Source organism: Pseudomonas sp. PDM30 (assembly GCF_019218985.1).
Taxonomy (GTDB): domain Bacteria; phylum Pseudomonadota; class Gammaproteobacteria; order Pseudomonadales; family Pseudomonadaceae; genus Aquipseudomonas; species Aquipseudomonas jessenii.
Genome location: NZ_JAHUWM010000001.1, coordinates 686,715 through 710,148, shown reverse-complemented (window position 1 = coordinate 710,148; position 23,434 = coordinate 686,715). Strand labels below are relative to the sequence as shown.

19 protein-coding genes are annotated in these 23,434 nt (G+C 51.3%); 1 reads left to right on the top strand and 18 read right to left on the bottom strand.

Annotation, left to right across the window (positions count from 1 at the left end; all coding sequences use genetic code 11):
• The first annotated feature begins 16 nt into the window (after window positions 1–16).
• On the top strand, window positions 17–1,786 hold the full coding sequence (locus tag KW840_RS28815) for a calcium-binding protein (protein ID WP_218494442.1): 1,770 nt from the start codon (window positions 17–19) through the stop codon (window positions 1,784–1,786).
• Window positions 1,787–1,869: 83 nt separating this feature from the next.
• Here KW840_RS28815 and KW840_RS03290 read toward each other — a convergent pair whose 3' ends face one another.
• The 18 genes from KW840_RS03290 to rpsA all read right to left on the bottom strand — a co-directional run bounded on the left by KW840_RS03290 (window position 1,870) and on the right by rpsA (window position 23,346).
• Window positions 1,870–2,205: a helix-hairpin-helix domain-containing protein gene (locus tag KW840_RS03290; protein WP_218494441.1), complete on the bottom strand. Its 336-nt coding sequence runs from the start codon at window positions 2,203–2,205 to the stop codon at window positions 1,870–1,872.
• Between the two features lie 112 nt (window positions 2,206–2,317).
• A complete protein-coding gene (locus KW840_RS03285) occupies window positions 2,318–4,312 on the bottom strand; it encodes a nucleoside-diphosphate sugar epimerase/dehydratase (protein ID WP_090457119.1) in 1,995 nt (664 codons plus the stop codon).
• Window positions 4,313–4,415: 103 nt separating this feature from the next.
• Window positions 4,416–5,441, bottom strand: coding sequence for a glycosyltransferase family 4 protein (locus tag KW840_RS03280; RefSeq protein ID WP_218494440.1), 1,026 nt, complete (start codon window positions 5,439–5,441; stop codon window positions 4,416–4,418).
• A gap of 64 nt (window positions 5,442–5,505) precedes the next feature.
• Window positions 5,506–6,468, bottom strand: a complete 963-nt coding sequence (locus KW840_RS03275; protein ID WP_090457123.1) for an SDR family oxidoreductase — start codon at window positions 6,466–6,468, stop codon at window positions 5,506–5,508.
• Window positions 6,469–6,488: 20 nt separating this feature from the next.
• On the bottom strand, window positions 6,489–7,616 hold the full coding sequence (gene wecB / locus KW840_RS03270; protein ID WP_090457125.1) for a non-hydrolyzing UDP-N-acetylglucosamine 2-epimerase: 1,128 nt from the start codon (window positions 7,614–7,616) through the stop codon (window positions 6,489–6,491).
• Window positions 7,609–8,619 (bottom strand): polysaccharide biosynthesis protein, encoded by a 1,011-nt coding sequence (locus KW840_RS03265; protein ID WP_218494439.1) that lies wholly within the window; start codon window positions 8,617–8,619, stop codon window positions 7,609–7,611. The genes wecB and KW840_RS03265 overlap by 8 nt, the downstream gene beginning before the upstream one ends.
• A 33-nt stretch (window positions 8,620–8,652) precedes the next feature.
• Entirely contained in the window at window positions 8,653–9,510 is an 858-nt protein-coding gene (locus KW840_RS03260; RefSeq protein ID WP_218494438.1) for an SDR family oxidoreductase, read from the bottom strand.
• Window positions 9,507–10,751 (bottom strand): glycosyltransferase family 4 protein, encoded by a 1,245-nt coding sequence (locus KW840_RS03255; protein ID WP_218494437.1) that lies wholly within the window; start codon window positions 10,749–10,751, stop codon window positions 9,507–9,509. Before KW840_RS03255 ends, KW840_RS03260 begins: the two co-directional genes overlap by 4 nt.
• 3 nt (window positions 10,752–10,754) lie before the next feature.
• Window positions 10,755–11,894: a glycosyltransferase family 1 protein gene (locus tag KW840_RS03250; RefSeq protein ID WP_090457131.1), complete on the bottom strand. Its 1,140-nt coding sequence runs from the start codon at window positions 11,892–11,894 to the stop codon at window positions 10,755–10,757.
• 24 nt (window positions 11,895–11,918) lie between these two features.
• Window positions 11,919–13,844, bottom strand: a complete 1,926-nt coding sequence (asnB, locus tag KW840_RS03245) for an asparagine synthase (glutamine-hydrolyzing) (RefSeq protein ID WP_218494436.1) — start codon at window positions 13,842–13,844, stop codon at window positions 11,919–11,921.
• A 34-nt stretch (window positions 13,845–13,878) separates the two neighbouring features.
• Window positions 13,879–15,063 (bottom strand): hypothetical protein, encoded by a 1,185-nt coding sequence (locus KW840_RS03240; protein ID WP_218494435.1) that lies wholly within the window; start codon window positions 15,061–15,063, stop codon window positions 13,879–13,881.
• A 142-nt stretch (window positions 15,064–15,205) separates the two neighbouring features.
• Window positions 15,206–16,429: an oligosaccharide flippase family protein gene (locus KW840_RS03235; RefSeq protein ID WP_218494434.1), complete on the bottom strand. Its 1,224-nt coding sequence runs from the start codon at window positions 16,427–16,429 to the stop codon at window positions 15,206–15,208.
• 5 nt (window positions 16,430–16,434) lie between these two features.
• Window positions 16,435–17,484: an NAD-dependent epimerase/dehydratase family protein gene (locus tag KW840_RS03230; protein ID WP_218494433.1), complete on the bottom strand. Its 1,050-nt coding sequence runs from the start codon at window positions 17,482–17,484 to the stop codon at window positions 16,435–16,437.
• Window positions 17,485–17,545: 61 nt separating this feature from the next.
• Window positions 17,546–18,823 (bottom strand): Vi polysaccharide biosynthesis UDP-N-acetylglucosamine C-6 dehydrogenase TviB, encoded by a 1,278-nt coding sequence (gene tviB, locus KW840_RS03225; RefSeq protein ID WP_090457139.1) that lies wholly within the window; start codon window positions 18,821–18,823, stop codon window positions 17,546–17,548.
• Window positions 18,824–19,245: 422 nt separating this feature from the next.
• Window positions 19,246–20,286: an LPS O-antigen chain length determinant protein WzzB gene (locus KW840_RS03220; RefSeq protein ID WP_218494432.1), complete on the bottom strand. Its 1,041-nt coding sequence runs from the start codon at window positions 20,284–20,286 to the stop codon at window positions 19,246–19,248.
• 408 nt (window positions 20,287–20,694) lie between these two features.
• Complete coding sequence (gene ihfB, locus KW840_RS03210; protein WP_090457143.1) at window positions 20,695–21,009, bottom strand: integration host factor subunit beta; 315 nt, start codon at window positions 21,007–21,009, stop codon at window positions 20,695–20,697.
• 149 nt (window positions 21,010–21,158) lie between these two features.
• Window positions 21,159–21,443 carry a hypothetical protein gene (locus KW840_RS03205; RefSeq protein WP_218494431.1) on the bottom strand — a complete coding sequence of 95 codons (285 nt, stop codon included), beginning with the start codon at window positions 21,441–21,443 and terminating at the stop codon, window positions 21,159–21,161.
• Window positions 21,444–21,654: 211 nt separating this feature from the next.
• Window positions 21,655–23,346 (bottom strand): 30S ribosomal protein S1, encoded by a 1,692-nt coding sequence (gene rpsA, locus KW840_RS03200; protein WP_007973639.1) that lies wholly within the window; start codon window positions 23,344–23,346, stop codon window positions 21,655–21,657.
• Window positions 23,347–23,434 lie beyond the last annotated feature (88 nt).

The window sequence follows — 23,434 nt, the reverse complement described above, 5'->3', positions numbered from 1 at the left end:
CAATATGGAGTCACTTTTGATCAATTATTTTTCTTTAATCGCCGATATCGTCCGGGAAGAAGCGGCTGCAACCGGTGCGTTGCTGCAAGACGTCGCCCGCGAATTATTGGCCACCAATACAACTCACTCGGATGGAGCCTGGTGGGCTGCCCACGGCAATGACCCTTTCTATACCGCCGAGCAAATTTACAAGACCGTCACAGGCGACCCGACTGCCGAACGCGCAGAACTTCTGTGCGGCAATATGGTTAACGTATTCAGCGGCCTCTGCGCGGAGCTAGGCCTGCAAAAACGCACCATTTGGACGTATTCAGACTCCCAGGGATTCTTTCAGGGACATACGTACCTTGAAATTTTTAATACAACTACCGACAAATGGGAAATTCAGGACGCGGACTATAACGTCTATTACACCGACGTTCGAACGGGCGAGCGTGTTGGTGTCAAAGACATGATGAACGCAGACGACGTTGAATATTTCATCCCTAATAATGCAACTGAATCCGGATGGTCAGAGACAGGCGCAGAAGCCTTGCGCCTGGCTAATCTCTATGCAGCGCAAATTATTACTACGGAGCATAAACTCTATACCAGTAATGACAGCCTGAGCGATACCTTACTGGCCAGCATTGCCAATTCTCTGAGCGGAGTTTTTGACTATACGGTAGACAGCGGTGTCAACAAGCTGACCTCCACCCATTTTACCGATAGCAACGCCGTCACCAACAACGGGAGAGCCACGATCACTGGCACTTCGAGCGCTGACTTCATTTCATATGATGGCAGCTCACTCAGCCCGGTGTTCGCCACGCTCATCGGTGGAGCGGGCGATGACACACTCGCGCTACGTTTTTCCGGCGGCCAACTTTACGGTAATGAGGGCAATGACGTCCTGATTGGCGGGCAATTGGCAGATCTTCTGGTCGGCGGCACTGGTGATGACTACATGTCTGGCGGTTACGGTGCAGACCAGTACGCGTTTTCGAAGGGCGACGGCTTCAACGACACCATCGACAGTTTCGGCGTAGGTGCCGACCAACTGGTTTTCCTCGGCGTTAGCGGTACCGGCGGTTCAGGTCGTACGCAAATTTCGGAAAAAGAGTTCAACTTCAGGGTTGACCAGAAAGTGACCGCGGACGGCGTCTATCTTCGCTATGACACAGATGGCGACTCGCGTTTTGATGGCGGAATGTTGCTCGAAGGCCGTACGACACTGCTCACCGCCAAAGACGCTACATTTGTTTTCAACGCCGCCCCACTCAAAGACTTCAATACCACCACCGTCGCTGGCAACCCTGGCTCCGGGTACGCCGAAAAAATCTACGGTGGCAATGCGGCAGACAAAATCCTCTACACCGGTACGCTTGGCGCAGAACTGGCTGGCAGTACCAGTGGATTAAACAGCGGCAATGACATCATCCAGTCTCACTCGGATGCAAACTGCTCGCTGTACGGTCAGGATGGCAACGATGTGTTGGCTGGAGGAAACGGCAGCGACTTCATCGTCGGAGGCACCGGCAACGACCTGTTGACTGGCGGAAATGGGCGAGACGTTTTCGTGTTCAACGCAGGATCGGGCTCAGACACCATCCAGGACTTCAAACAAGGTGAAGACACCCTGTATATCTACGGCTGGACGGCTTCTACCAAGGCTGTGACGCAAACGCTGCAAGACAACGGGCTGGTTGTGACTTTCGACACCGCCGGCGATGGCGCTCACGGTGGCAATATCACGCTACTTGGCCAGACGACCTTGCTGAGCAATACCGACATGTTGTTTGCCTGAGTTCGGGTGATCAGCCCATCGGGCATTAGTTTCGCTAAAGAAAAAGGCCGATCAATGATCGGCCTTTGTCGTTGAATCACACCTCAGTTCACTTCGATCCTGTCGCGGTTTTTGTCCAGAATCGCCTTGCCGATACCCTTCACCTCCAGCAATTCGTCAACTGACGCAAACGCACCATTACTTTCACGATAAGCAACAATCGCTTTCGCTTTGGCCTCGCCCACCCCAGCCAGCTCACGTTGCAGTGTAGGTGCATCAGCACTATTGAGATCGACTTTGCCGGATTGTGCCTTGGCGACCACATCCTGCGCCAGAGGCGCATTCGTCACCTCAGGTGCCTTGGCAGGTGCGGCGATTGCCGTAAGAGAGGCGCTGGCGAGCAGGGCGAAAACCAGAGAGTAGAAACTGCTTGTACGCATTAGAGAAGCTCCATGCCATCGATTGAGAAAGCGGCTTTTCCGAAGCCGCTCTCCAAACTTAGGCGATGCTATTGAACTGTCAAAAATGTGTACGTTACCGGATATGAAACAATCAGGGTTCCAGGCGGCGCTGCTGGTAGATCCAGTCAACGATCTCACCATCCGGGGTGTAGCCGCTGACAGTGTCACGCAACAGCTGGCGGACGCGCGTATAGTCGTCCTGGTCCACCGCAGCCAGCAACTCGCTCAACTTGCCCTTGAGCAAATCCCAGGACAGGTGATCCTCGTTGGCCGTCATGATCATCGGGTGCTGTGTGGCCGCCACGTTGTCACCAATCAGCAGCTCTTCATAAAGCTTCTCGCCCGGACGCAGCCCGGTGAACTCGATAGCGATGTCGCCATGCAGGTTTTTTTCCGAGCGTACGCTCAGGCCGGACAAATGGATCATCTTCTCGGCCAGTTCGACGATCCTCACCGGCTCGCCCATGTCCAGGACAAAGACATCACCGCCCTGTCCCATGGAGCCTGCCTGGATCACCAACTGTGCCGCTTCAGGGATGGTCATGAAGTATCGAGTGATCTTCGGATGCGTGACCGTCAGCGGACCGCCCGACTTGATCTGTTTGTGAAACAACGGAATGACCGAACCCGATGATCCCAGGACGTTACCAAACCGTACCATCGTGAAGCGCGTTTTGTTCACACGGGAAACATTGCTCGTATCACCGAACAACACCGGGGCCAACTCACGGCTCAGCGCTTGCAACGTCAACTCGGCAAGGCGCTTGGTGCTACCCATGACATTGGTTGGTCGCACGGCCTTGTCGGTGGAAATCAGGACAAAGTTGGCCACCCCTGCCTGGAGCGCGGCCTGGGCCGTATTGAGGGTGCCTATCACATTATTGAGCACGCCTTCGGCAATGTTGTGTTCGACCATGGGGACATGCTTGTAGGCCGCGGCGTGATACACCGTGTCTACTCGCCAGGTTTTCATGACATCCAATAACTTGTCCGGGTTACGAACCGACCCGAGTATCGGCAAAAGACGGATGGACAGCGACTCTCGAGCGATCCGCTGCTCCAGTTCGGACAAGATGGAATAAAGATTGAACTCACTGTGTTCGAACAGTAGAAGCGTTGTCGGGCGCAGCGTCAGAATTTGCCGGCAAAGCTCGGAGCCAATGGAGCCCCCGGCGCCCGTGACCAACACGGACTGCCCTGTGATGCAATGCTCGAGCAAATCAGCCTGGGCCGGGACGGCGTCACGCCCAAGCAGGTCTGCAATGTCTACTTCCTGGATATCATCGACCTTGACCCGGCCGCTGGCCAGGTCCATGAAACCCGGGACGCTGCGAACGTGTAACGGAAAGCCTTCGAGAAACCCGAGAATCTCGCGACGGCGTCCACGGTTGGACGAAGGAATGGCGAGGAGAATTTCCTGAGCGCCAGTGTTGTCGATCATCTGTTGGATGTGCTTGGGCGCGTACACCTGTAACCCGGAGATCACCCTGTCGGCGATTCCGCTATCGTCATCGATAAAAGCAACAGGCCGCATGACGCGCCCCATCCGCAATGCAGTAACGAGTTGATTACCCGCCGCCCCCGCGCCGTAGATGGCCACTTTCGGCAGTCCGTCATCCCGGCTGGTGAACGGGACGTGCTGAGCTGCACTGAACCAGTCGCCCATGAAATACTGACGCATGGCCAGGCGCAGTCCGCCGATCATGATCAGGCTCAACCACCAATAGTTGAAAATGATCGAACGAGGAACGACGTTTTGATGATTGCTGTACCAGTACACCACAACGCCAAGTATCAAGGACGATAGTGTCACTGCCTTGATAATGGCAATGAGCGCGTCATTTCCAAAGTAACGCATGACGGCACGGTACATGCCAAAGCGGACGAAAAGAGGAATGGCAATGACAGGTGCACTGACAAAAAGCCAGACGTGCTGAGTGAACGGGTTGACTAACTCATCCACCCCAAGGCGCACGACAAACGCCATCCACAGGGCACACCAGACCAACGAAATATCGGTCAGAACCTGCAGAATACGCTTATGTCGTCTTGGCAGACTTAACAACCTTGCCCGAATCTTATCCATAACCCCTCTAAACACCTCTCGAAGCTCCTAGCATTGATACAGCAACTACAGCTTTCGGTAACTCACGTGCCGATAAAGCAATACTCAAAAACCAATGCGTCCATCACACCTTGCCAGCGATTTCCAACTCGCCTGCGTGAAACTTGAAAGCCAGCAACACCAGAGGCGCGTAGGCCAAGACCAATCCCGCCATGCCATCGAGATACTGCATGACGACCAATATAGCCACTGGTACTAACCACAACAAATTGATCGCAGCGATTGCCAGCGTAACCGCCCGATGACTGCCATATTTTCGTGAAGCATACTGGTATCCATGGCTGCGATGGGCCTCATAAACCTTGTCCCCGCGCAACAGCCGACGAATGAGGGTAAAGGTGGCATCAACGATAAAGACGCCCAACAAAATGAGCCAGGCCCAGAGGAACAGTGGGTTCGTCCATGCCGCATAGAGCGACATCACCGCCAATATGATGCCCAGAAAACCACTGCCGGCATCGCCCATGAAGATTTTCGCCGGCGGAAAATTCCAGACAAGGAAACCCAAGACGGCCATCGCCAGTACAAGCGGAGCAATGGCGAGGCTGCTGTGGCCCGCGATCCAGTAAACCAGGCAAGCACCGACACAGGCGCAAATCGCCTCGACGCTGGCCAGACCATCAATACCATCCATGAAGTTGTAAAGATTGAGCATCCAGACCAGATAGAACGCTGCGATGACATAACCGAACCAGCCGAGACTGAACTCATGGCCGAACAGATTGATCGGCGCCATCCCCCCAATCCAGAACAATGCCCAGATGGCACCACCGAAATGCGCAAGCAGGCGCCAACGCGCGGCAATATGCCCATGGTCATCCAGAAAACCAACGATTGCGATCCAGCCGCCTGCCCCCAGCAGAGCCAGCGCCATCGGCCAGGCCACGGCATCTGTCCAGGCCAGGACAGGCAACGCAATCAGAAAGCTCACGACAATAGCCACACCACCACCCCGAGGGGTCGGAACCGAATGTGAACTACGCGCATTAGGAATATCTATCAAGCTGCGTGCCAATGCGTATTTGCGCAATGCACCTGTGCCCAAGAATGAAACACCCACCACCAACGCCAACAGCCATATTGTGTTCAAAGGTCAACTTCCTGAAACAGCCAAAATCAATTCTGCAATTGAACCGGCACTGTCATAAGCCAGCTTAGCGCTGCCTTTCCTTGTAGTAGTTGGCAGCCGACACAAGCGCCTCATCGACGCTGACCGGAGGAGTCCAGCCCAGCAATTCCCGAGTTTTGCTTATATCGACCTGCAACGAGCCGCACAGTCGTTGGGACAAAGCCTGCTTGCCCAGTAGCTGTGCACCGCGCTCAAGCAACACGCTTGGCACAGGCAGCAAGCGTGCAGGTTTACCCAACGCCTGCGCCATCCGCGTCAACAATTGTGTCGTGGACAAATCCTCCCCATCACTGACGAGGAAGGTCTGATTGGCGGCAGCCGGATGACGGATGCAGGTGACGATCAAATCAGAAAGGTTTTCGAGCGCGACCAGGCTGCGCCGATTATGGATAGCCCCGAATGGCAAGGGAATGCCCTTGTCCAGCCAACGCATCATGTTCAGAAAGTTGGCTCTCACACCCGGACCGTAAACGAGCACCGGACGGATGATCACCACTTCCATCCCGCTGGCGGTCGCAATCTCGCGCAGCCCCTGCTCGGCCTCCATTTTCGAAATGCCATACGGATCGCCAGGCGCGGGGGTCGCATCAGCGAAGTACGGCTGATTGATCGGCGTACCTTCGCCATTGACCTTGATCGAACTGATGAACACAAAGCGACGAACACCCAACGCGGCTGCTTGCCGTGCGAGGCTAAGCGTGCCTTCGACATTCACCTTGCGAAACGCCTCCAGCGGATCGGATTCGGTGTCATTCATGACGTGAACGCGAGCCGCGCCATGAATGACAACCTCTACATGATCCAGCGCCTGCGACCAGTCGGTATCAGCACTAAGCCCGGCAGTTCGGACGGTAGTAACGCGCGAAGGACAGTCAGGCAAGGCGTGCCCACGAATGGCTGCCACTGGCTCCAGATCGTCAGAGGCCGCCAAGCGGCCCAATACCGCACGACCAACGAAGCCCGTTGCACCTGTCAATAAAACACGCATTTTTCAAACCTCGACGGCGCTCAGGATTTCGACCAGACAGTACGATTGATGTAGTCGGTGTAACTCAATACGACCCGAACTACCTGCTTCGACACAGGACCTGCCTGGTAATCCCTCACGACCGGGATAACGCGCTGGGTACGATCATGCTGGCTGGTTACAACACGTACGGCATCCAGAACGCCCTCCACTTTCAGGCCACTCATGATGAGAGTGCCTTCGTCCATCCCTTCTGGGCGCTCGTGCGCATTACGAATAGTAATGGCAGGCAAATTCAGAAGAGAGGCTTCCTCAGTGATGGTTCCACTGTCGGACAGCACGCAGAACGCCGACATCTGCAACTTGATGTAGTCGAGCAGACCGAATGGCTTCGAGAAGCGAATCAGTGGGTGGTCCAGCGATTCACCGATCGCTTCCAGGCGCTTGCGGGTACGAGGATGCGTGGAAACGATAATTGGATACTGGTACTTGTCGGCCAGGGCTCGCAGCGTTTTGAGCAGATCACGAAGGTTGTCCGGCGTATCGACGTTTTCTTCACGGTGAGCGCTGATGATGAAGAACTTGTCCTGCTCCAGGCCTTCTCGTGCGAGCACGTCGGAGGTGAGGATTTTCGGCATGTAATAGTCGAGCACCTCCTCCATGTGCGACCCGGTCTTGATGATGGTTTCAGGACGAATCCCTTCAGCAATCAGGTAGCGCCGGGCATGCTCGGTCAGGACCATGTTGATATCGCTCAGGTGATCGAGCACCTTGCGATTGAGTTCTTCAGGCACGCGCTGATCAAAGCAGCGGTTGCCGGCTTCCATGTGGAACACCGGAATCTTGCGGCGCTTGGCGGCGATGACGGCCAGACAGGTATTGGTATCGCCGTAGAGCAGAAGCGCATCAGGCTTTTCGGCCTCAAATACTTCATCCGCCTTGGAAATCACTTCGGCGATGGTCTTGGCTGCGGTATCGCCTGCAGCACCCAGGAAGTAATCAGGCTTGCGAATTTCAAGGTCATCGAAAAAAACCTGATTCAATTCGAAGTCGTAGTTTTGACCCGAGTGAACCAGTACATGATTAACCTGCTTATCAAGCTCGGCAATAACGCGGCTCATCTTGATAAGTTCTGGTCGCGTACCAACCAGCGTCATGACCTTAAGCATTAAGTTGCTCCTGAATGTATTCCAGATTCAACAGAACTTTCTTCACGCCTTCTACATCAAGACGCTCGGTGTTGTGGGAGGTGTAGTCGTCGAGATCGGAAATCTCCTGTTCGCCCTCAACAAAAAACTTCTTGTAGTTAAGGTCGCGATTGTCCGAAGGAATACGGTAGTAGCGCCCCATGTCTTCGGCCTTGGCCATTTCTTCACGGGAGATCAGCGACTCGTAAAGTTTTTCACCGTGGCGGGTACCGATGACCTTGACGGCATTGTCACGAGCGAACAGCTCCTTGAGCGCTTGCGCCAGGTCCGCCACTGTCGAGGCAGGTGCTTTCTGGACGAAAATATCGCCTTGCTCGGCGTGTTCGAACGCGTGCAGAACCAGGTCAACAGAATCCTCGAGCGACATCAGGAAGCGTGTCATGTTCGGGTCGGTGACGGTCAGCGGCTCACCGCTCTGCAGTTGATTGATGAACAACGGGATCACCGAACCACGGGATGCCATGACGTTACCGTAGCGGGTTGCGCAGATCACCGGACCTGTCGCCGGAATCATCCGCGATTTGGCAACCATCAGCTTTTCAGCCATGGCCTTGGAAATACCCATCGCATTGATCGGATAAACAGCCTTGTCGGTGCTGAGCACAACAACGCGCTGCACACCCGAAGCGATGGCCGCATTCAGAACGTTTTCGGTACCCATGACGTTGGTACGCACGGCTTCCATCGGGTAGAACTCGCAGGAAGGCACCTGCTTCAGGGCGGCGGCGTGGAAAATGTAATCCACCCCCACCATAGCCTGATCAAGGCTATCGCGATCACGAACGTCACCGATGTAGAACTTCACTTTGTCATTCGACAAAGCAATGCGCATATCTTCCTGCTTTTTCTCGTCACGGCTGAATACGCGAATCTCTTTTACGTCGGTATCCAGAAAACGCTTCAACACCGTATGGCCAAACGAGCCCGTACCGCCCGTGATCATCAAAACTTTATTATCGAACATAACGATCTTCCCAAACCTGATTGAATTTAATGATCAACGCAACGCGCGCATCGATTTAACCAATTCCAACCATGAAGGTGGAACGTAACCGGTCGCAGCCTGGAACTTCGAGGAGTCCAGTGAACGATCTATAGAAACTTGACTATCGGCGACGATATCGATTTGCTTTTCATAAACTTCAGCTACCAGTTTAAGAAGCGACAGCTTGTCGATCGGCGCCACCGACACATGATAAAGGCCATGGAGTTGCGGATTCGGGATCACGTAGTCGCGAATGACACGCGCGAGCTCTACGGTAGGAAGTCCCGAGAAAATGGCCTTCTCATAACCCTTGACCGGCCCGCTCTGGGACAGGAACCAGTCCACCAGTGAATACTGGCTCCCCAGTTCGTGACCAATGATCGAGGTCCGCAGGGTGACGGCATTCAGGTCCGTGTGAAGCTCACCGATGTACTTGGACTTACCGTAGAGATCCTCTGCATCGGAGATATCCTCCTCGGCGTACATGCCTTTACGGCCGGAAAATACGCAATCGGTGCTGATATGAATCAGGCGAGAACCGGACAACGCGCACAACTTGGCAATACGATGGGGCAACATGGCATTGATAGGGAGTGCGGAAAGCGGATCTTTGGCATCGGCCAATTGTTTGATGAGCCCGACGCAGTTGATGACGACATCCGGCTTGACCCGTGCCAGCACCGAAACCAGCGAGTCCTGGTCAAGCACGTCGACATTGCTGATCAACGAACTGTGCATGTCCTCAGAAAAGTATCTTGCGCCACCCGGATTGCGCAAAGTGCCCCACACCTCGTAGTGCGGGTTTCCATGGAATTGCCTGAACACTGTGCTACCCAGCATTCCGGTGACCCCTAACACGAGAACTTTCATTTTGAGCTACCTTTTAATTCATTGATCCTGCTACTGAGGATTTCGACCAGACGCTGACTTTGCCGCTCCATTTCGAAATGCTCGAGGTAGTAAGCCCGACCTGCCTGCCCCAACGATTCCCGCTCATCCGAAGTCATGCGAAAAAGTTGCTCAATGCAGTTGGCCATACCTTCGGCGTCTTGCGCTGCAGTGGTCAGACCGGCTCCCGCCTCTTGAATGACGCGCGCGCCCTCCCCGTCCAGCGCGGCGATAATCGGCCTCCCCGCAGCCAGGTAAGCCTGAACTTTACTAGGGATGGTATAGGAGAACGCCTCATCCTGCTTCAACGTCACCAATAATCCCTCGGCGCGACTGAAAAAATGTGGCATTTCAGTGGCCGAAAAGCGTCCGGCGAGAACAAGGTTGTCCAGACCTCGGGATTTCTTCTGGGTTTCGATCCAGTTCGACATACTGCCACTGCCGACCAATACAATCCTGAGTTCCGACAAATGGCGAAGTTTGTCAGCTACCTCAACGAGGGTTTCGACCGACTGCGCGGTCCCCAGGTTTCCGGCAAAAACCAGACAGAAATGGTTGTCGAGCTCCGCGAGCAAGGGTGCGGGAATCCGGGTCTCTTCGACACTCGCAGGTACATCCTGATACGAGTTTGGGTAATACACGACCTTGCCAGGATTGGCGTAACGGGCGACCGGCTCTCGAAATGCCCTCGACTGAACAAGAAGCGTATCGACGAAGGCGTAAATACCTTTCACCAGCCAGCCCACAACGCGCAATATTGCTTTGTTCTTGATGAACCCGGTCGCACTCAAGCTCTCCGGCCAGAGATCCTGAACCCATACGACCAGATGACTCTTGAGTTTCCACTTCAAGTAAATCGCCGGGATTACCGATGTAATCGGAGATGGCGCAAATACAAAAATCGCATCATAAGCCTCCCCTTTCACTGCACGCGGGTAGTACTTCAAGCCATTCAGGATGAATGACAAATAGTTCAATACGAGGTTTTTTGCACCCGAAGTACCACGAGGTCTAAGAGGTGCACGAAAAACACTGACCGAGGACTCGAATTTTTCTTCCTGGGCCCCGGAAGCACTATAGCCGCTAAAGACGACGCCATCCGGGTAGTTGGGCTTTCCGGTAAGGACTTTTACGACGTGGCCTTGAGCAGATAAAGTTTTGACCAAATCATTGACGATAAAAGACTCTGGCCAAAAATATTGCGACACCACAAGAACCTTCATTTATCAAACACCTTTTTTCGGGCACACGGCCAGCGCCAACAACTCTGACCATGTTTTTCTTGAGGTATTTTCCCAGTCAAACTTATCGCTCTGCGTCACGGCCGCAACGGACAGTTTCTTCAAAAGATCCGGACTCGTTAAGGCCTCGGACAGAACGCGGCCTATATCTTTTGGGTCAAACGGAGAAAAATACAGAGCTGCATCTGCTCCGAATTCCGGCATCGGCATTACGTTCGAGCATATCATCGGCCGGCCAGAAGCAAGCGCTTCGAGCAGAATATTAGGGCAGTTCTCGCACGATGAAGCAAAGAGATTCAGATAAGCGTGATGATAAAGAGGAGGAAGACTCTGATAGGGAATAGCCCCCAGCAACAGCACTTGCGCTTCGAGGCCTAGCGTTGCAATCAGAGACTTTACCCGCTCGGCTTCCGGCAGGTTTACTTCGCCGACAAGAACCAGGGGGAATTTCTCACGAAGTTCAGTTGGCAAATTTGCATAAGCACTGACCACTTCATAATGATGTTTGTATACATCAAATCTCGACACGTATAAAACATATTCACCCGCGGGCAAAAACTCCGGCCGAGGAACGACAGCATCACCGTGAGTCCGAAATACAGAGCCAATTCCGTGAGGAATCGTAACAGCATTCTTAATCTTGGTTAGTGATTCAATGACACTACGTGCGTAATTGGAAATAAATATCGTCAAATCAGCATCGCGCATGCTCTTGAGCATAATACGATTCAGTAACCAGTTTCTCAGACGCTGCAACCCGAGCGGAATGCTTTTGCGTACTCGCAAGTCAAATGGAATCATGTTCCGAAACATCGTCGCAACTTTGCAACCTGCAGGTGCAGAGGTGCCCACTACGCCACCGGGACAAAACAGGACGTCAGCCTTCTCGGCCTTCAAAATACCGGGCAACACCCACCGCTCCCATACTGCTCTCACAATCGGATTTTCAGTGGGCCAGGCTGGTTCGACCCGCCTGATCCTCGGGTGATCCGGCAGCTTGAGTGACGCCGGAGCGAAAACCAGAATTTCAAGATCCGCATTGTCAGGTACGAACTGAAAAAGATTAATCAGATATGTCTGACCACCACCAAGACGGGCAGAGAGCGCATTGAAAACTATCTTCATGGAAAACCTTTTGCCCAATCTAAATTAGTGGTTATTTTTATCGAGCCAGGATTGGAACATTAGAATATTCCACAAATGAAGACTCCGATCGTATGTTCCATTCTGATGCTGGAGCCATGCCGAGCGAATTTTCTGACAATCGAAGTAGCCCTCTCTCTTCAGTCGCTCCTCCGTTAACAACTCCTCCGCCCATTCTTTCAGCGGCCCACGCAACCATTGCGCCAGTGGAATAGAGAAGCCCGCCTTAGGCCTATCGAAGAATGAAGTCGGTACGTATCGCTTAAGAAGCTCGCGAAGCGGCCATTTTCCCACGCCATTTTTTATCAGTTGGTCTGACGAAAGGGAAAACGCGAGTTCTGCAACTCGATGATCAAGCAATGGAGCGCGGGTTTCCAGGCTTGCGCTCATCGCGCCGCGGTCCACTTTAACCAGCAAATCATCAGGCAAATACTGAGAGACGTCCCAGCGACGCATTTCCTCGACGTAATCAACTGCCGACTCCCAGGAAGCAACGCCTTGATGTTGAGCATCGATACCCAGGACCACATTGTCGGTCGACTGCCACTGAGACATCAATCCGGTATACATCTGCGCCAGATTTTCAGAGCCCAACAACTCGGACATTCTGTAGATACGCCGACCATTAACCTTGGCTCGAAGGCTGCCAGGCAAAATCGAACAGACGTTGTCCCAACCTTTGGACGAAAGCGAGCGAAGTGAATAGGCCATGATCTGGCGTGCAGGCAGCGGCAGCTTTTCTATGCGCGCCCATAGTCCCGCGGTAATCTGATAGCGAGGATATCCGGCAAAAAGCTCATCTCCACCGTCACCGGACAAGGCTACGGATACATGCTGCTTTGTCATCCTGGAGACCAGGATTGTCGGGATTTGAGAGGAGTCAGCAAAAGGCTCGTCGTATATTTCCGGTAAGTGCGGAATTATAGAAACAGCATCGTCAGCGCCCAGATAAAATTCGGTGTGGTTAGTCCCCAAGTGCTTAGCAATAGCTTTAGCGTAAGGAGCCTCATCAAATTCAGGTTCGTTAAAGCCGATCGTGTAAGTGTTGATGCTGGTAGAGCTTTGCGACTGCATCAACGAAACTATCAAGCTTGAATCGACGCCGCCCGACAAAAAAGCCCCAAGTGGAACATCGGCGATCATCTGCGACTTTACAGCAGCAGACAATCTTTCACCGACAACGTCTACAACTTCCTTATCGCTGGCCTGCGACAGTTCGTCTCTTAATTCGCCAGCCGCCGGTAGCGTCCAGTAGGAAACGGGCTCTGGCGCACTGGAAAACGAACCAACACTAAAATAATGCGCTGGCTGCAACTTTTTTATGCCTTCGTAGATAGATTCCGGAGCCGGAACATAGCCATACCTTACAAACTTCGCCAGTGCATGACGATCAATTCTCAAATCACTGCCAAATGCCGCCTTGATTGCCTTCAATTCAGAGGAGAAGACAAAACGGTCGCCCACAATACCGTAATAGAGTGGTTTCTCCCCCATTCTGTCTCGCGCCAGGGTCATCGTTTTGGAAACTTTATCCCAGACAGCAAAGGCAAACATGCCTACCAGGTTTTCAAGGGTTTTCTGTACCCCCCACGCGCCGATTGCGGCCAACAACACTTCTGTATCAGAGTGCCCACGCCAAACACGTGCCAAACCTGACTCAATCAGCTTTTCGCGCAGCTCATTGAAGTTATATATTTCACCATTAAAAACAATAACAAAGCGTTCGTCATCGGAAATCATCGGCTGGCTTCCATGTACCGACAACTCCAGGATCGAAAGCCGTCGGTGTCCCAGCGAGACCCCACTATCGGCATCTGACCAAACTGCTCCATCGTCGGGACCGCGATGCATCAGCGCATCCACCATTTTGCCAACGGCAACGGCGTTTTGCTGATTCAACTTCCACCCGACAACTCCCGCAATTCCGCACATACCTATTCTCTCAATCCAGTAAAAGTATTTAAGCTCACTTCAAAACCCGAACGAGCTTCATAGTGAGGAATAATCCTAATGCCATCACATAAAAAACCAATGAGTTCAGCAAGTATATTTCGCCATACCAAACCCAGTGCATAACCGTTGCGGCACAAAGCATATATAAGAAAATTCGCAAAAAATCATCCTCGCGGCAGCTCGAGTCGATCAACCGCAAGAAACAGACACTGATGAATCCATTCATGAAAACACCAAACAATCCGAAATTCTCAAAAGCCACACCAGCAACGTGAATTCCACCGAGCCCGGTAATGTAATACCAGAGGGCCGGATTATCCACCACAATGGGCTTTTCCATGCCGAAAGCTGAATAGAAAGGCGATGGTGCCAGCGAAAGAAACATGTCGAGATAGGTCTGACCGTAGCGTAGGTGCTCCCCATCCCAGAAATTGGTTAACTGCTGAACAAGCGGTAAAATTATCGCATTCCAGGAGTTAAACAAAAAATACTGCGTAATGTTGTCCGCCGTTAAGTCCACGTCCATTCGGCCCATTGAAACAACAACACCACTGACGAGCAGAAGGACCATGAACGCAGCAACAAACAACAGAGCTTTAAACTTGATAAATTGATTATAGCGAAACATCAACCCAAGAATGGCAGCAACAACCAGTACAACAAAGTCCCGATCCCCTGTCATAGCGTTGGCAACACAATAAGAGATCACCAGGGTGACAGACACCATAAACATCAATCTGGATGGGTAGGACAATGCCAAAGCAACGATCGCAATGATGGAAAAAACCACCACTGACTCGACACCCGCGAACATTTCAAGCATCGCGTCCGGCTTTACAAGCCTGAAGCTAATGAAAAAGGCGGACAGCGCAAGGAAAATCCCGCCGGCTAATTTGAAGTCCAGCGGGGAAAAAAAAGTTTCTCGGTGCGAGTGCAAACTTCTGGGCGGCACCAAAAATGACAGTAGATAGGCAATGAGTCCGCCAGCGACACCAAGGAACCAGACGAGCGAAAGTCGGAATACCAACAAATCATCCAGATAAAAATCATAGTCCCCAATTGGCCAAAGCGTAACGGTGTTACCCCACAGACAACTCACAAGACCAAGGAAAGGCACCGAATAACAAACGGCATACAACGCAACCAGGTATTTTTTGGATATCAGACACAGAACGCATTGCGTGAGCAAAATAAGCAAGCACGTCGAAACCAATAATATAACCATTAACCCTGACCAACAAAAACAAAGCAACTGAACCGTAAACCAGACTCAATACTGGCCCCAACATCACTTTCAGCCATGGGCGCTGTACAAACACAACTCACACCCAAAATGCTTATCATAGCACCAACTTACGGCCACCCAGGACCGCCAGTACAGTAAGTTGAGTTGCTAGCGCCAACACAAAGGACCTGAAAAGATCGACTGCCAACATATCACCTTTGAAACCTGCGACTACCGTTAACGACAGATAAACAAACGCATAAAAGCAACTACCAAGAAAAACAACCCTGGTCATATTTTTGCTATGCAATATTTGAGTAACGATTGTAGTCGTAAGCCCTATACCACCCGCCAACACTGCGTAAGTCAGAAGATCATTTTTGCTGCAAAAGCTACTACCGAGCAAACATAACCAATAACTCTGTGTCAAAACCAAAAACAGAGGTAAACAAACTGAAATTGACAACCCGAGCATCAAGTACAATTTGCTGGCACTATTCCCGCGCCCTGCCAGTTTTACAATGGCATAGGATGTAAGCGAGCTTGGCAGCACAGTCACCAAAATATAAAATAGAAAAAACAGATTAAAGTAGCCAACCTCAGACACATTCAAGCTTGAGTTGGCAAATATCATCAGGCAAACAATATGGACAGGAGCCCCGAGAAGCATACTACCGGCGACGGTCGGAGCCCCTGAAAGTGAAAGCAATGCCATCATTTGTCGAAAAGAGGAAGTCTCTCGTCCCTTCCGCTGCTCATGACTGAACTTATTTTTCCGTATGGTAAAAAAGCCAAATGCGGGAGCGATTAGCGTACAAATTGCGAGGGTTAGAATGACACCCTCTATTTCTCCTCCAACCTTCGCAATGGAAACTACCAGCAGTAATCCAAGCAGACCATGAACCGCCAGTGCAGCAGCCCATTTCCCTGAAGTATTAAGGGAGAACATAAGACCGGTTATAGTCAAATTGCAAACACAAGCGAAACCTAGAAAGAATGCTCCGATCAGCAAGTAACCAGGATTCATTTCGTACGAGGAAGCAGGCGCCGGAAAAACCAAAAACACGATGACACAGAGAGCACCTACAACGATGCCACCCCATGACATGAGCCCCAAGGAAGTCCTGTAATTTACTTTTTCGGTATTAAAGACCGCGTAGCGGCTCAACGCCACACTCAAGCACTCTCCTACCACCGTCGCGATGCCTGTTACGATCGCATAGTGGTAAGAGAATACGCCGTACAGCTCAACGCCTAAAATTCGCGCCAAACTAAACAACAAAACAAACATACAAAGTTTGTTTGCAAGAACAGTGATTGCGCAGATCTCTTTAATCACTGATTTTAACTTCTTGCAAAGAACGAGACATACCAATCTGCAGCTTTCAACATACCTTCACCAACATTGAAAAGCGGCTTGTAGCCCAACAGATTCTTTGCCTTATCAATATTTGCCTGAGAGTGCCTTACGTCGCCCGCACGAAAATCCCGATAGACCATATCCGAGGTAGACGTGACATCAACGCGAGCCAAAGCATCCTTGATACAGGCAAAAACCTGATTCAATGTTGTCCTGTCACCGACGGCGACGTTGTAAACGTTATTCTTGGCTTCCGGGCTGGCACAGGCAGCCAGTATATTGGCCTGGACTGCGTTTTCTACAAAACAAAAGTCCCGACTGGTTTCACCATCACCATTCACGAAAACTTCTTCGTTATTGATCATGGCCGCTGTCCACTTAGGAATCACGGCAGCATAAGCGCCATTTGGATCCTGACGCTTGCCAAAGACGTTAAAATAGCGAAGCCCAATGGTATTGAAACCGTATGTACTGGAAAAAACCTCAGCATACAATTCGTTTACATATTTCGTGACCGCATAAGGGGAAAGCGGCTTACCAATCACACCTTCAACCTTAGGCAGCCCGGGATGGTCCCCATAGGTAGAACTGGACGCGGCATAAGTAAAACTTTTTACTTTCGCATCCTTCGCCGCAACCAACATGTTCAAAAAACCGTCGATATTGGTGCTGTTCGTTGTAATAGGGTCATTGATGGAGCGAGGAACAGAGCCTAATGCAGCCTGATGCAAAACGAAGTCCACTGGAATATCAGTGGCCGCTGGAAAGATCATCGCACTTCTGCAATCGTCAATGTTTCTGATATCACCTTTTACCAGTGCGAACCGCGCCCATTGCTCAGGACTCACTACCGATTGCACTTCATCGAGATTACGCTGGTGCCCTGTTGCAAAGTTATCGAGACCTACAACCCGCTGATCTAATTGCAGCAATGTCTCCAATAAATTGGAGCCAATAAATCCGGCCACCCCCGTCACCAGCCAAACCTTTGGGGATTGTTGAATTTCAGCTTTAACTTCTTCGAAACGGATCATGTAGTTCTCGACTTGGTTTTTTCCGGCGGTAACGAATCAGGGTCATTACTGACCCTGAGATTCAGAGACGCAGATCTGATTGAGAGGCATCCAGCAGGTACTTAAGGTCATAGAGAACGTGCTCTGCCTTACCCAGGCTCCGAATCTGCTCAGCCCCCATCGCAGAGAATTCATTATGTGCGACAGCCAGAATGATACCGTCGTAAGAATTAACCTGTGGCTGGCCGATAGGAGTGATTGAATACTCGTGCATTGCTTCCGCCGCATCAACCCACGGGTCATAAACATCAACAACAATATTGAACTCAGCGAGTTCATTCACAATATCGATGATTTTAGTGTTACGCAGATCCGGGCAGTTTTCTTTGAACGTCAGCCCCATGATCAGGACGCGAGCACCGTCAACATGAATTTTACGTTTCAGCATCGCCTTGACAAGTTGAGAGACTACATAGGCTCCCATGCTGTCATTCAAACGACGACCCGCTAAAATGATCTCGGGATGATAACCAATGGACTGTGCTTTGTGAGTCAGGTAATAGGGATCTACACCGATGCAGTGACCACCCACCAGTCCTGGGCGGAATGGCAAGAAGTTCCACTTCGTCCCCGCTGCTTCCAGAACCGCCTGAGTATCGATACCCATCTTATTAAAAATAAGTGCCAACTCATTGATCAGGGCAATGTTCAAGTCGCGCTGCGTGTTCTCAATAACCTTTGCCGCTTCGGCAACCTTGATGCTCTTGGCTTTATGAGTTCCGGCGATAATGATTGTGTTATACAAAGCATCGACCAGATCAGCAACCTCTGGAGTGGAACCGGCGGTTACTTTTTTAATGGTAGTAACACGATGCTCTTTATCACCAGGATTGATCCGCTCTGGGCTATAACCTGCATAAAAATCAACATTGAACTTAAGCCCGGATACTTTCTCCAGCACTGGAACACAATCTTCCTCAGTAGCACCAGGATAGACCGTTGACTCGTAAATAACGATATCGCCCTTTTTCAAAACACGACCAATCGACTCACTTGCCTTAATCAAAGGAGTCAGATCCGGCCTCTTATGCTCATCAATCGGGGTTGGAACGGTAACAATAAATATATTGCACGCAGACAATTCTTCCAGCACAGAGCTAAAACTTAAACCCGATGCGGAGCGTAATTCACAATCGGACACTTCAAGAGTAGCGTCATGACCGGCCTTTAGCGCTTCGATTCGACGCTGGCTGATATCAAATCCGACCACTTGCATTTTTTTGCCAAACTCAACCGCCAGCGGCAAGCCCACATAACCGAGACCCACTATGGCCAACTTTACATCTTCGAGTTTAAGCATTGTTTTCCCTTGCCATTCATCATTATTAAGTCGATCGTAAAAAAGCGCGCCAAACCTTGCGCCTTAGAAACAAAAATCACGGCTGCCTAAGTCAGAAATTATACCGAAAGCGCCTAACGGAGCCATAACAATTTTCAGAAAGCCAAGGAGGAACCCGGACGTTCCCCCTTCCGCTTGTGCATGCTTTGAGAACCACCGCTGCAAGGCAAGCCGTCGCAACGCAACAGCCAATTTTCGAGCGCGACCTGCTTATCACGATGCCGGGCATATACTCAACCCCGCATCAGAAAAAACGTGCAAAATCCGACAAAAAGGAGGTCCTGACCAACCGGACAGACAACTCACGTTTAACCCAAAGGTAGAACCGCCCCTCCTTGGGCGATGTACCACTTATGCACAGCAGTCAAAGAATTGAAATACAGCTATTCCGGTTTTACTGCAAAGAACCCACGAAGCAATACGAAAGCAACGCCGGCGATCAAACCTGCAACAACACCCAATATAAGGACCAGCGTCTTGTTAGGTTTCACTGGATTGTCTGGCAACTCCACTGCCCCATCTTGCCGATAAACAGAAACCGACACTGGATCTGTTTTCAACCCCTTAAAGAAATAGTATTGATCCTGAAGATCACGCAAATGCTCCGTAAAGGGGTCATCGGACTTGCGAGCCTGTAAACTTTCAATTTCCGCTTTTAGTGCTTTCGAGCCACGCATGTACGTAAGCTGCCCTGCCTCCCCACCCGCAATAACCGATTGACTCACCGTGATCGAAGGCGGCTTCTCCAGACCGATTGACTCGGCGATCCTCAGCGCCTCACTCAACCTAGCGATCGAATCTTCTTTGGCCTTGCTGCTTTTTTCCCTGGCGGAACTTATCTGCTGCTCCAGATTACGAGCCCGAACCTCAGACTCAATTGAAACGTTCTTGATCATTTCGCTTTTGGCCAACTCACCCGCCTGAGCAACATATGCAGCAACCCACTCTTTGGCCTTCTGGGGATCGGTAGCCTGCACGACAACCGAATACCTGTCAGAGGTCTCCCTAAGTGGCGGAACCACACGCAACACACGAGAGAACGTCGAGTACAGGACATCCCTGGACTTTTTCCGCTCATCCGAAGACAAACTCGGCAAATAAGTCTTGCTAAAAAAATCTAGACGGAGCGACTCCGCTTGCAAATATCGTGTGTAGATTTCATAGACATCCTTAACAGTGTAAGGAACCAACTCTGACTCTTTCATCCGACCATAATTAAAGTTGGATATATCATTCTGAGACGGCGGTATCACAAAAGCCTTCGCCTCATAAACGGGAGCAACAAGGAAAGCATAGCTCGCCGCGAGAGCAGCACCTAATAAAGTAAAAACGATGACAACAAGTTTTTGCCGAAAAATCGCACGAACAAAATTCTGAAACTCAAAATATTCTAAATCACTATCTTTTTTTGAATCGACACGCATATTTTGTTAGCCTTTTTTTACTTAAGCGGTCACTTTAATTGCACAGACTAAACCACTTGAGAACCATCAACGCAAACCAAGCAAACAAAGGGGAAACTCCCCCCTTATCTACTCTCGCAATACACTGTATTACATACTCGGACGAGCGCAAAAAAAACATCAAACAAATCAATACCAGCCTATCGCCCGCGCCTCCTAACCCCAAGGAAATGAACTACCACAACCCCCCCACCAAAGATCATCCCCATCAGGAACGAAGCAACTCCGAACATCGAGATCTGTAGCTGAGGCGAAGAAAAACCGAGAAAGGAAACGACGACAAGCTGCTGGTTTTCCAGCACGAAGAGCAGGCATACAACTGATGTTAATAAGACAAGCCCGGTAATCATGAATCGCTTGATGCGACTCTTATCTCGCCAACTCATCGTCACCTAATTCCTCCTCATCTTCGTTTACACGATCACGTAACTCTTTACCTGGTTTGAAATGCGGAACGAACTTGCCATCGAGACTGACAGACTGGCCGGTTTTCGGATTGCGCCCTACCCGTGGAGCGCGGTAGTGCAGAGAGAAGCTGCCAAACCCCCGGATCTCGATACGATCCCCGGTAGCCAGACATTGGGACATTTGCTCAAGCATGGTCTTGATGGCCAGCTCCACATCCTTGGATGAGAGCAGCCCTTGATGGGTGACAATTCGTTCGATCAACTCCGACTTCGTCATATTTTTCCCTTCTTTTTCAAGCAGCTAGATCAGCGCTTCAAAGGTTTTAGCATGCCAGCACGATTTTGAACAGCCTGAGTTTTGCCATCCATCCCAGGCCCCCAAAATGCTTGATTCCCGGAACGGGAAGACTCTGGGCGATCACCCTGTCATCGGCAAATCACCAGCATAGTGCGCGTCAGAAAACCTGCCGGGTTGAACCCAAAAAGCCCCCCTTCCTCCTCCTCTTCCTTGAGATCATCAGACCTTGTCACAACCTGGTAGCCCATCCCCTTGCATTCCCTGGCCGCACGCTTGTAACACTTCTCCCATTTCGAACCGAGCCCCGAGCAATCGACATCAATACCGCTAACCCCACGCACTACGTGAGTTTTGGCGTTAGTGGTACAACCCGCCAATGCCAGCGCGGCTACTGCGACAATGAGCTTGTTCATTCACGTCCTTTTGCCAGAAAGCCTATCGGGCGATCATTAGCCTCAGGCTAAAGACTAGCTGCAAATAAGCGATTGATCCGACTAAACATTCAGACCCTCTTTCGGCGTTTTTGGTTCACGACCCAAGCAACTGCATCCGCACCTAACTCACCAAACGCCAGGCACAAAAAAGGGCGACCGAAGTCGCCCTTTTTTTACAGAAAGTCAGAACTTAGTTCTGTTTTTCCATTTGTGCACGCAGCAGGTCACCCAGAGTGGTGGCCACAGGAGCATCAGTAGCTACTGGCTTGTCGCGCAGGCTCTGGATTGCTTCTTTCTCGTCTTCAACGTCTTTCGACTTGATCGAGAGCTGAATTACACGGCTCTTGCGGTCAACGCTGATGATCTTGGCTTCTACTTCTTCGCCTTCTTTCAGAACGTTGCGCGCGTCTTCAACGCGGTCACGGCTGATTTCGGAGGCTTTCAGAGTCGCTTCGATATCGTCGGCCAGAGTGATGATGGCGCCTTTAGCGTCAACTTCCTTCACGATGCCTTTAACGATGGCGCCTTTGTCGTTCTCTTGAACGTACTCGGAGAACGGATCGCTTTCCAGTTGCTTGATACCCAGGGAGATGCGCTCGCGCTCTGGGTCAACCGACAGGATAACGGTGTCCAGCTCGTCGCCCTTCTTGAAGCGGCGAACGGCTTCTTCGCCCACTTCGTTCCAGGAGATGTCGGACAGGTGAACCAGACCGTCGATGCCGCCGTCCAGACCAATGAAGATACCGAAATCGGTGATCGACTTGATGGTGCCGGAGATTTTATCGCCCTTGTTGAACTGGCCAGAGAAATCTTCCCATGGGTTAGATTTGCACTGCTTGATGCCCAGGGAGATACGACGACGCTCTTCGTCGATGTCCAGAACCATGACTTCCACTTCGTCGCCGACTTGTACGACTTTCGAAGGGTGGATGTTCTTGTTGGTCCAGTCCATTTCGGAAACGTGTACCAGACCTTCAACGCCTTCTTCCAGCTCAGCGAAGCAGCCGTAGTCGGTCAGGTTGGTTACACGCGCGGTAACGCGAGTGCTTTCTGGGTAACGGGCTTTGATAGCAACCCATGGATCTTCGCCCAGCTGCTTCAGGCCCAGGGAAACACGATTGCGCTCGCGATCGTATTTCAGAACCTTGACATCGATCTCGTCGCCAACGTTGACGATTTCGGAAGGATGCTTGATACGCTTCCAAGCCATGTCGGTAATGTGCAGCAGGCCATCGACGCCACCCAGATCGACGAATGCGCCGTAATCGGTGAGGTTCTTGACGATACCTTTGACTTGTTGGCCTTCCTGCAGGGATTCCAGCAGAGCTTCGCGCTCGGCGGAGTTCTCGGCTTCCAGGACGCTGCGACGGGAAACGACAACGTTGTTGCGCTTCTGGTCCAGCTTGATGACCTTGAATTCCAGCTCTTTGCCTTCCAGGTGCGTGGTGTCGCGCACTGGACGGACGTCAACCAGAGAACCTGGCAGGAACGCACGGATGCCGTTAACGTCGACAGTGAAGCCGCCTTTAACCTTACCGTTGATAACGCCCTTGACCACTTCTTCGGCTGCGAAGGCTGCTTCCAGAACAATCCAGCATTCAGCGCGCTTGGCTTTTTCACGGGACAGCTTGGTTTCACCAAAGCCGTCTTCAACCGAGTCCAGAGCAACGTGAACTTCGTCACCGACGTTGATGTTCAGTTCGCCAGCGTCGTTGTAGAACTGCTCAAGCGGGATGAGTGCTTCAGACTTCAGGCCAGCGTGAACGGTTACCCAGCGAGCTTGGTAATCGATATCAACGATAACACCGGTGATGATGGAGCCTGCCTGAAGGTTCAGGGTTTTTAGGCTTTCTTCAAAGAGTTCCGCAAAGCTTTCGCTCATTTTAATTCCTGTTGATGAGGGCGAAGAATACGCCCATCTCCACACCCCAGACGGTGTGGGTTAGTTTCATTTAAAAGAAGCCACCGCA

What these genes read in the sequence shown, in the direction of transcription:
- KW840_RS03290 (WP_218494441.1), bottom strand. Translation starts at nt 2,205, where the DNA reads ATGCGTACAAGCAGTTTCTACTCTCTGGTTTTCGCCCTGCTCGCCAGC.
- KW840_RS03285 (WP_090457119.1), bottom strand. Translation starts at nt 4,312, where the DNA reads ATGGATAAGATTCGGGCAAGGTTGTTAAGTCTGCCAAGACGACATAAG.
- KW840_RS03275 (WP_090457123.1), bottom strand. Translation starts at nt 6,468, where the DNA reads ATGCGTGTTTTATTGACAGGTGCAACGGGCTTCGTTGGTCGTGCGGTA.
- wecB (WP_090457125.1), bottom strand. Translation starts at nt 7,616, where the DNA reads ATGCTTAAGGTCATGACGCTGGTTGGTACGCGACCAGAACTTATCAAG.
- KW840_RS03265 (WP_218494439.1), bottom strand. Translation starts at nt 8,619, where the DNA reads ATGTTCGATAATAAAGTTTTGATGATCACGGGCGGTACGGGCTCGTTT.
- KW840_RS03260 (WP_218494438.1), bottom strand. Translation starts at nt 9,510, where the DNA reads ATGAAAGTTCTCGTGTTAGGGGTCACCGGAATGCTGGGTAGCACAGTG.
- KW840_RS03255 (WP_218494437.1), bottom strand. Translation starts at nt 10,751, where the DNA reads ATGAAGGTTCTTGTGGTGTCGCAATATTTTTGGCCAGAGTCTTTTATC.
- KW840_RS03250 (WP_090457131.1), bottom strand. Translation starts at nt 11,894, where the DNA reads ATGAAGATAGTTTTCAATGCGCTCTCTGCCCGTCTTGGTGGTGGTCAG.
- asnB (WP_218494436.1), bottom strand. Translation starts at nt 13,844, where the DNA reads ATGTGCGGAATTGCGGGAGTTGTCGGGTGGAAGTTGAATCAGCAAAAC.
- KW840_RS03230 (WP_218494433.1), bottom strand. Translation starts at nt 17,484, where the DNA reads ATGATCCGTTTCGAAGAAGTTAAAGCTGAAATTCAACAATCCCCAAAG.
- tviB (WP_090457139.1), bottom strand. Translation starts at nt 18,823, where the DNA reads ATGCTTAAACTCGAAGATGTAAAGTTGGCCATAGTGGGTCTCGGTTAT.
- KW840_RS03220 (WP_218494432.1), bottom strand. Translation starts at nt 20,286, where the DNA reads ATGCGTGTCGATTCAAAAAAAGATAGTGATTTAGAATATTTTGAGTTT.
- ihfB (WP_090457143.1), bottom strand. Translation starts at nt 21,009, where the DNA reads ATGACGAAGTCGGAGTTGATCGAACGAATTGTCACCCATCAAGGGCTG.
- KW840_RS03205 (WP_218494431.1), bottom strand. Translation starts at nt 21,443, where the DNA reads ATGAACAAGCTCATTGTCGCAGTAGCCGCGCTGGCATTGGCGGGTTGT.
- rpsA (WP_007973639.1), bottom strand. Translation starts at nt 23,346, where the DNA reads ATGAGCGAAAGCTTTGCGGAACTCTTTGAAGAAAGCCTAAAAACCCTG.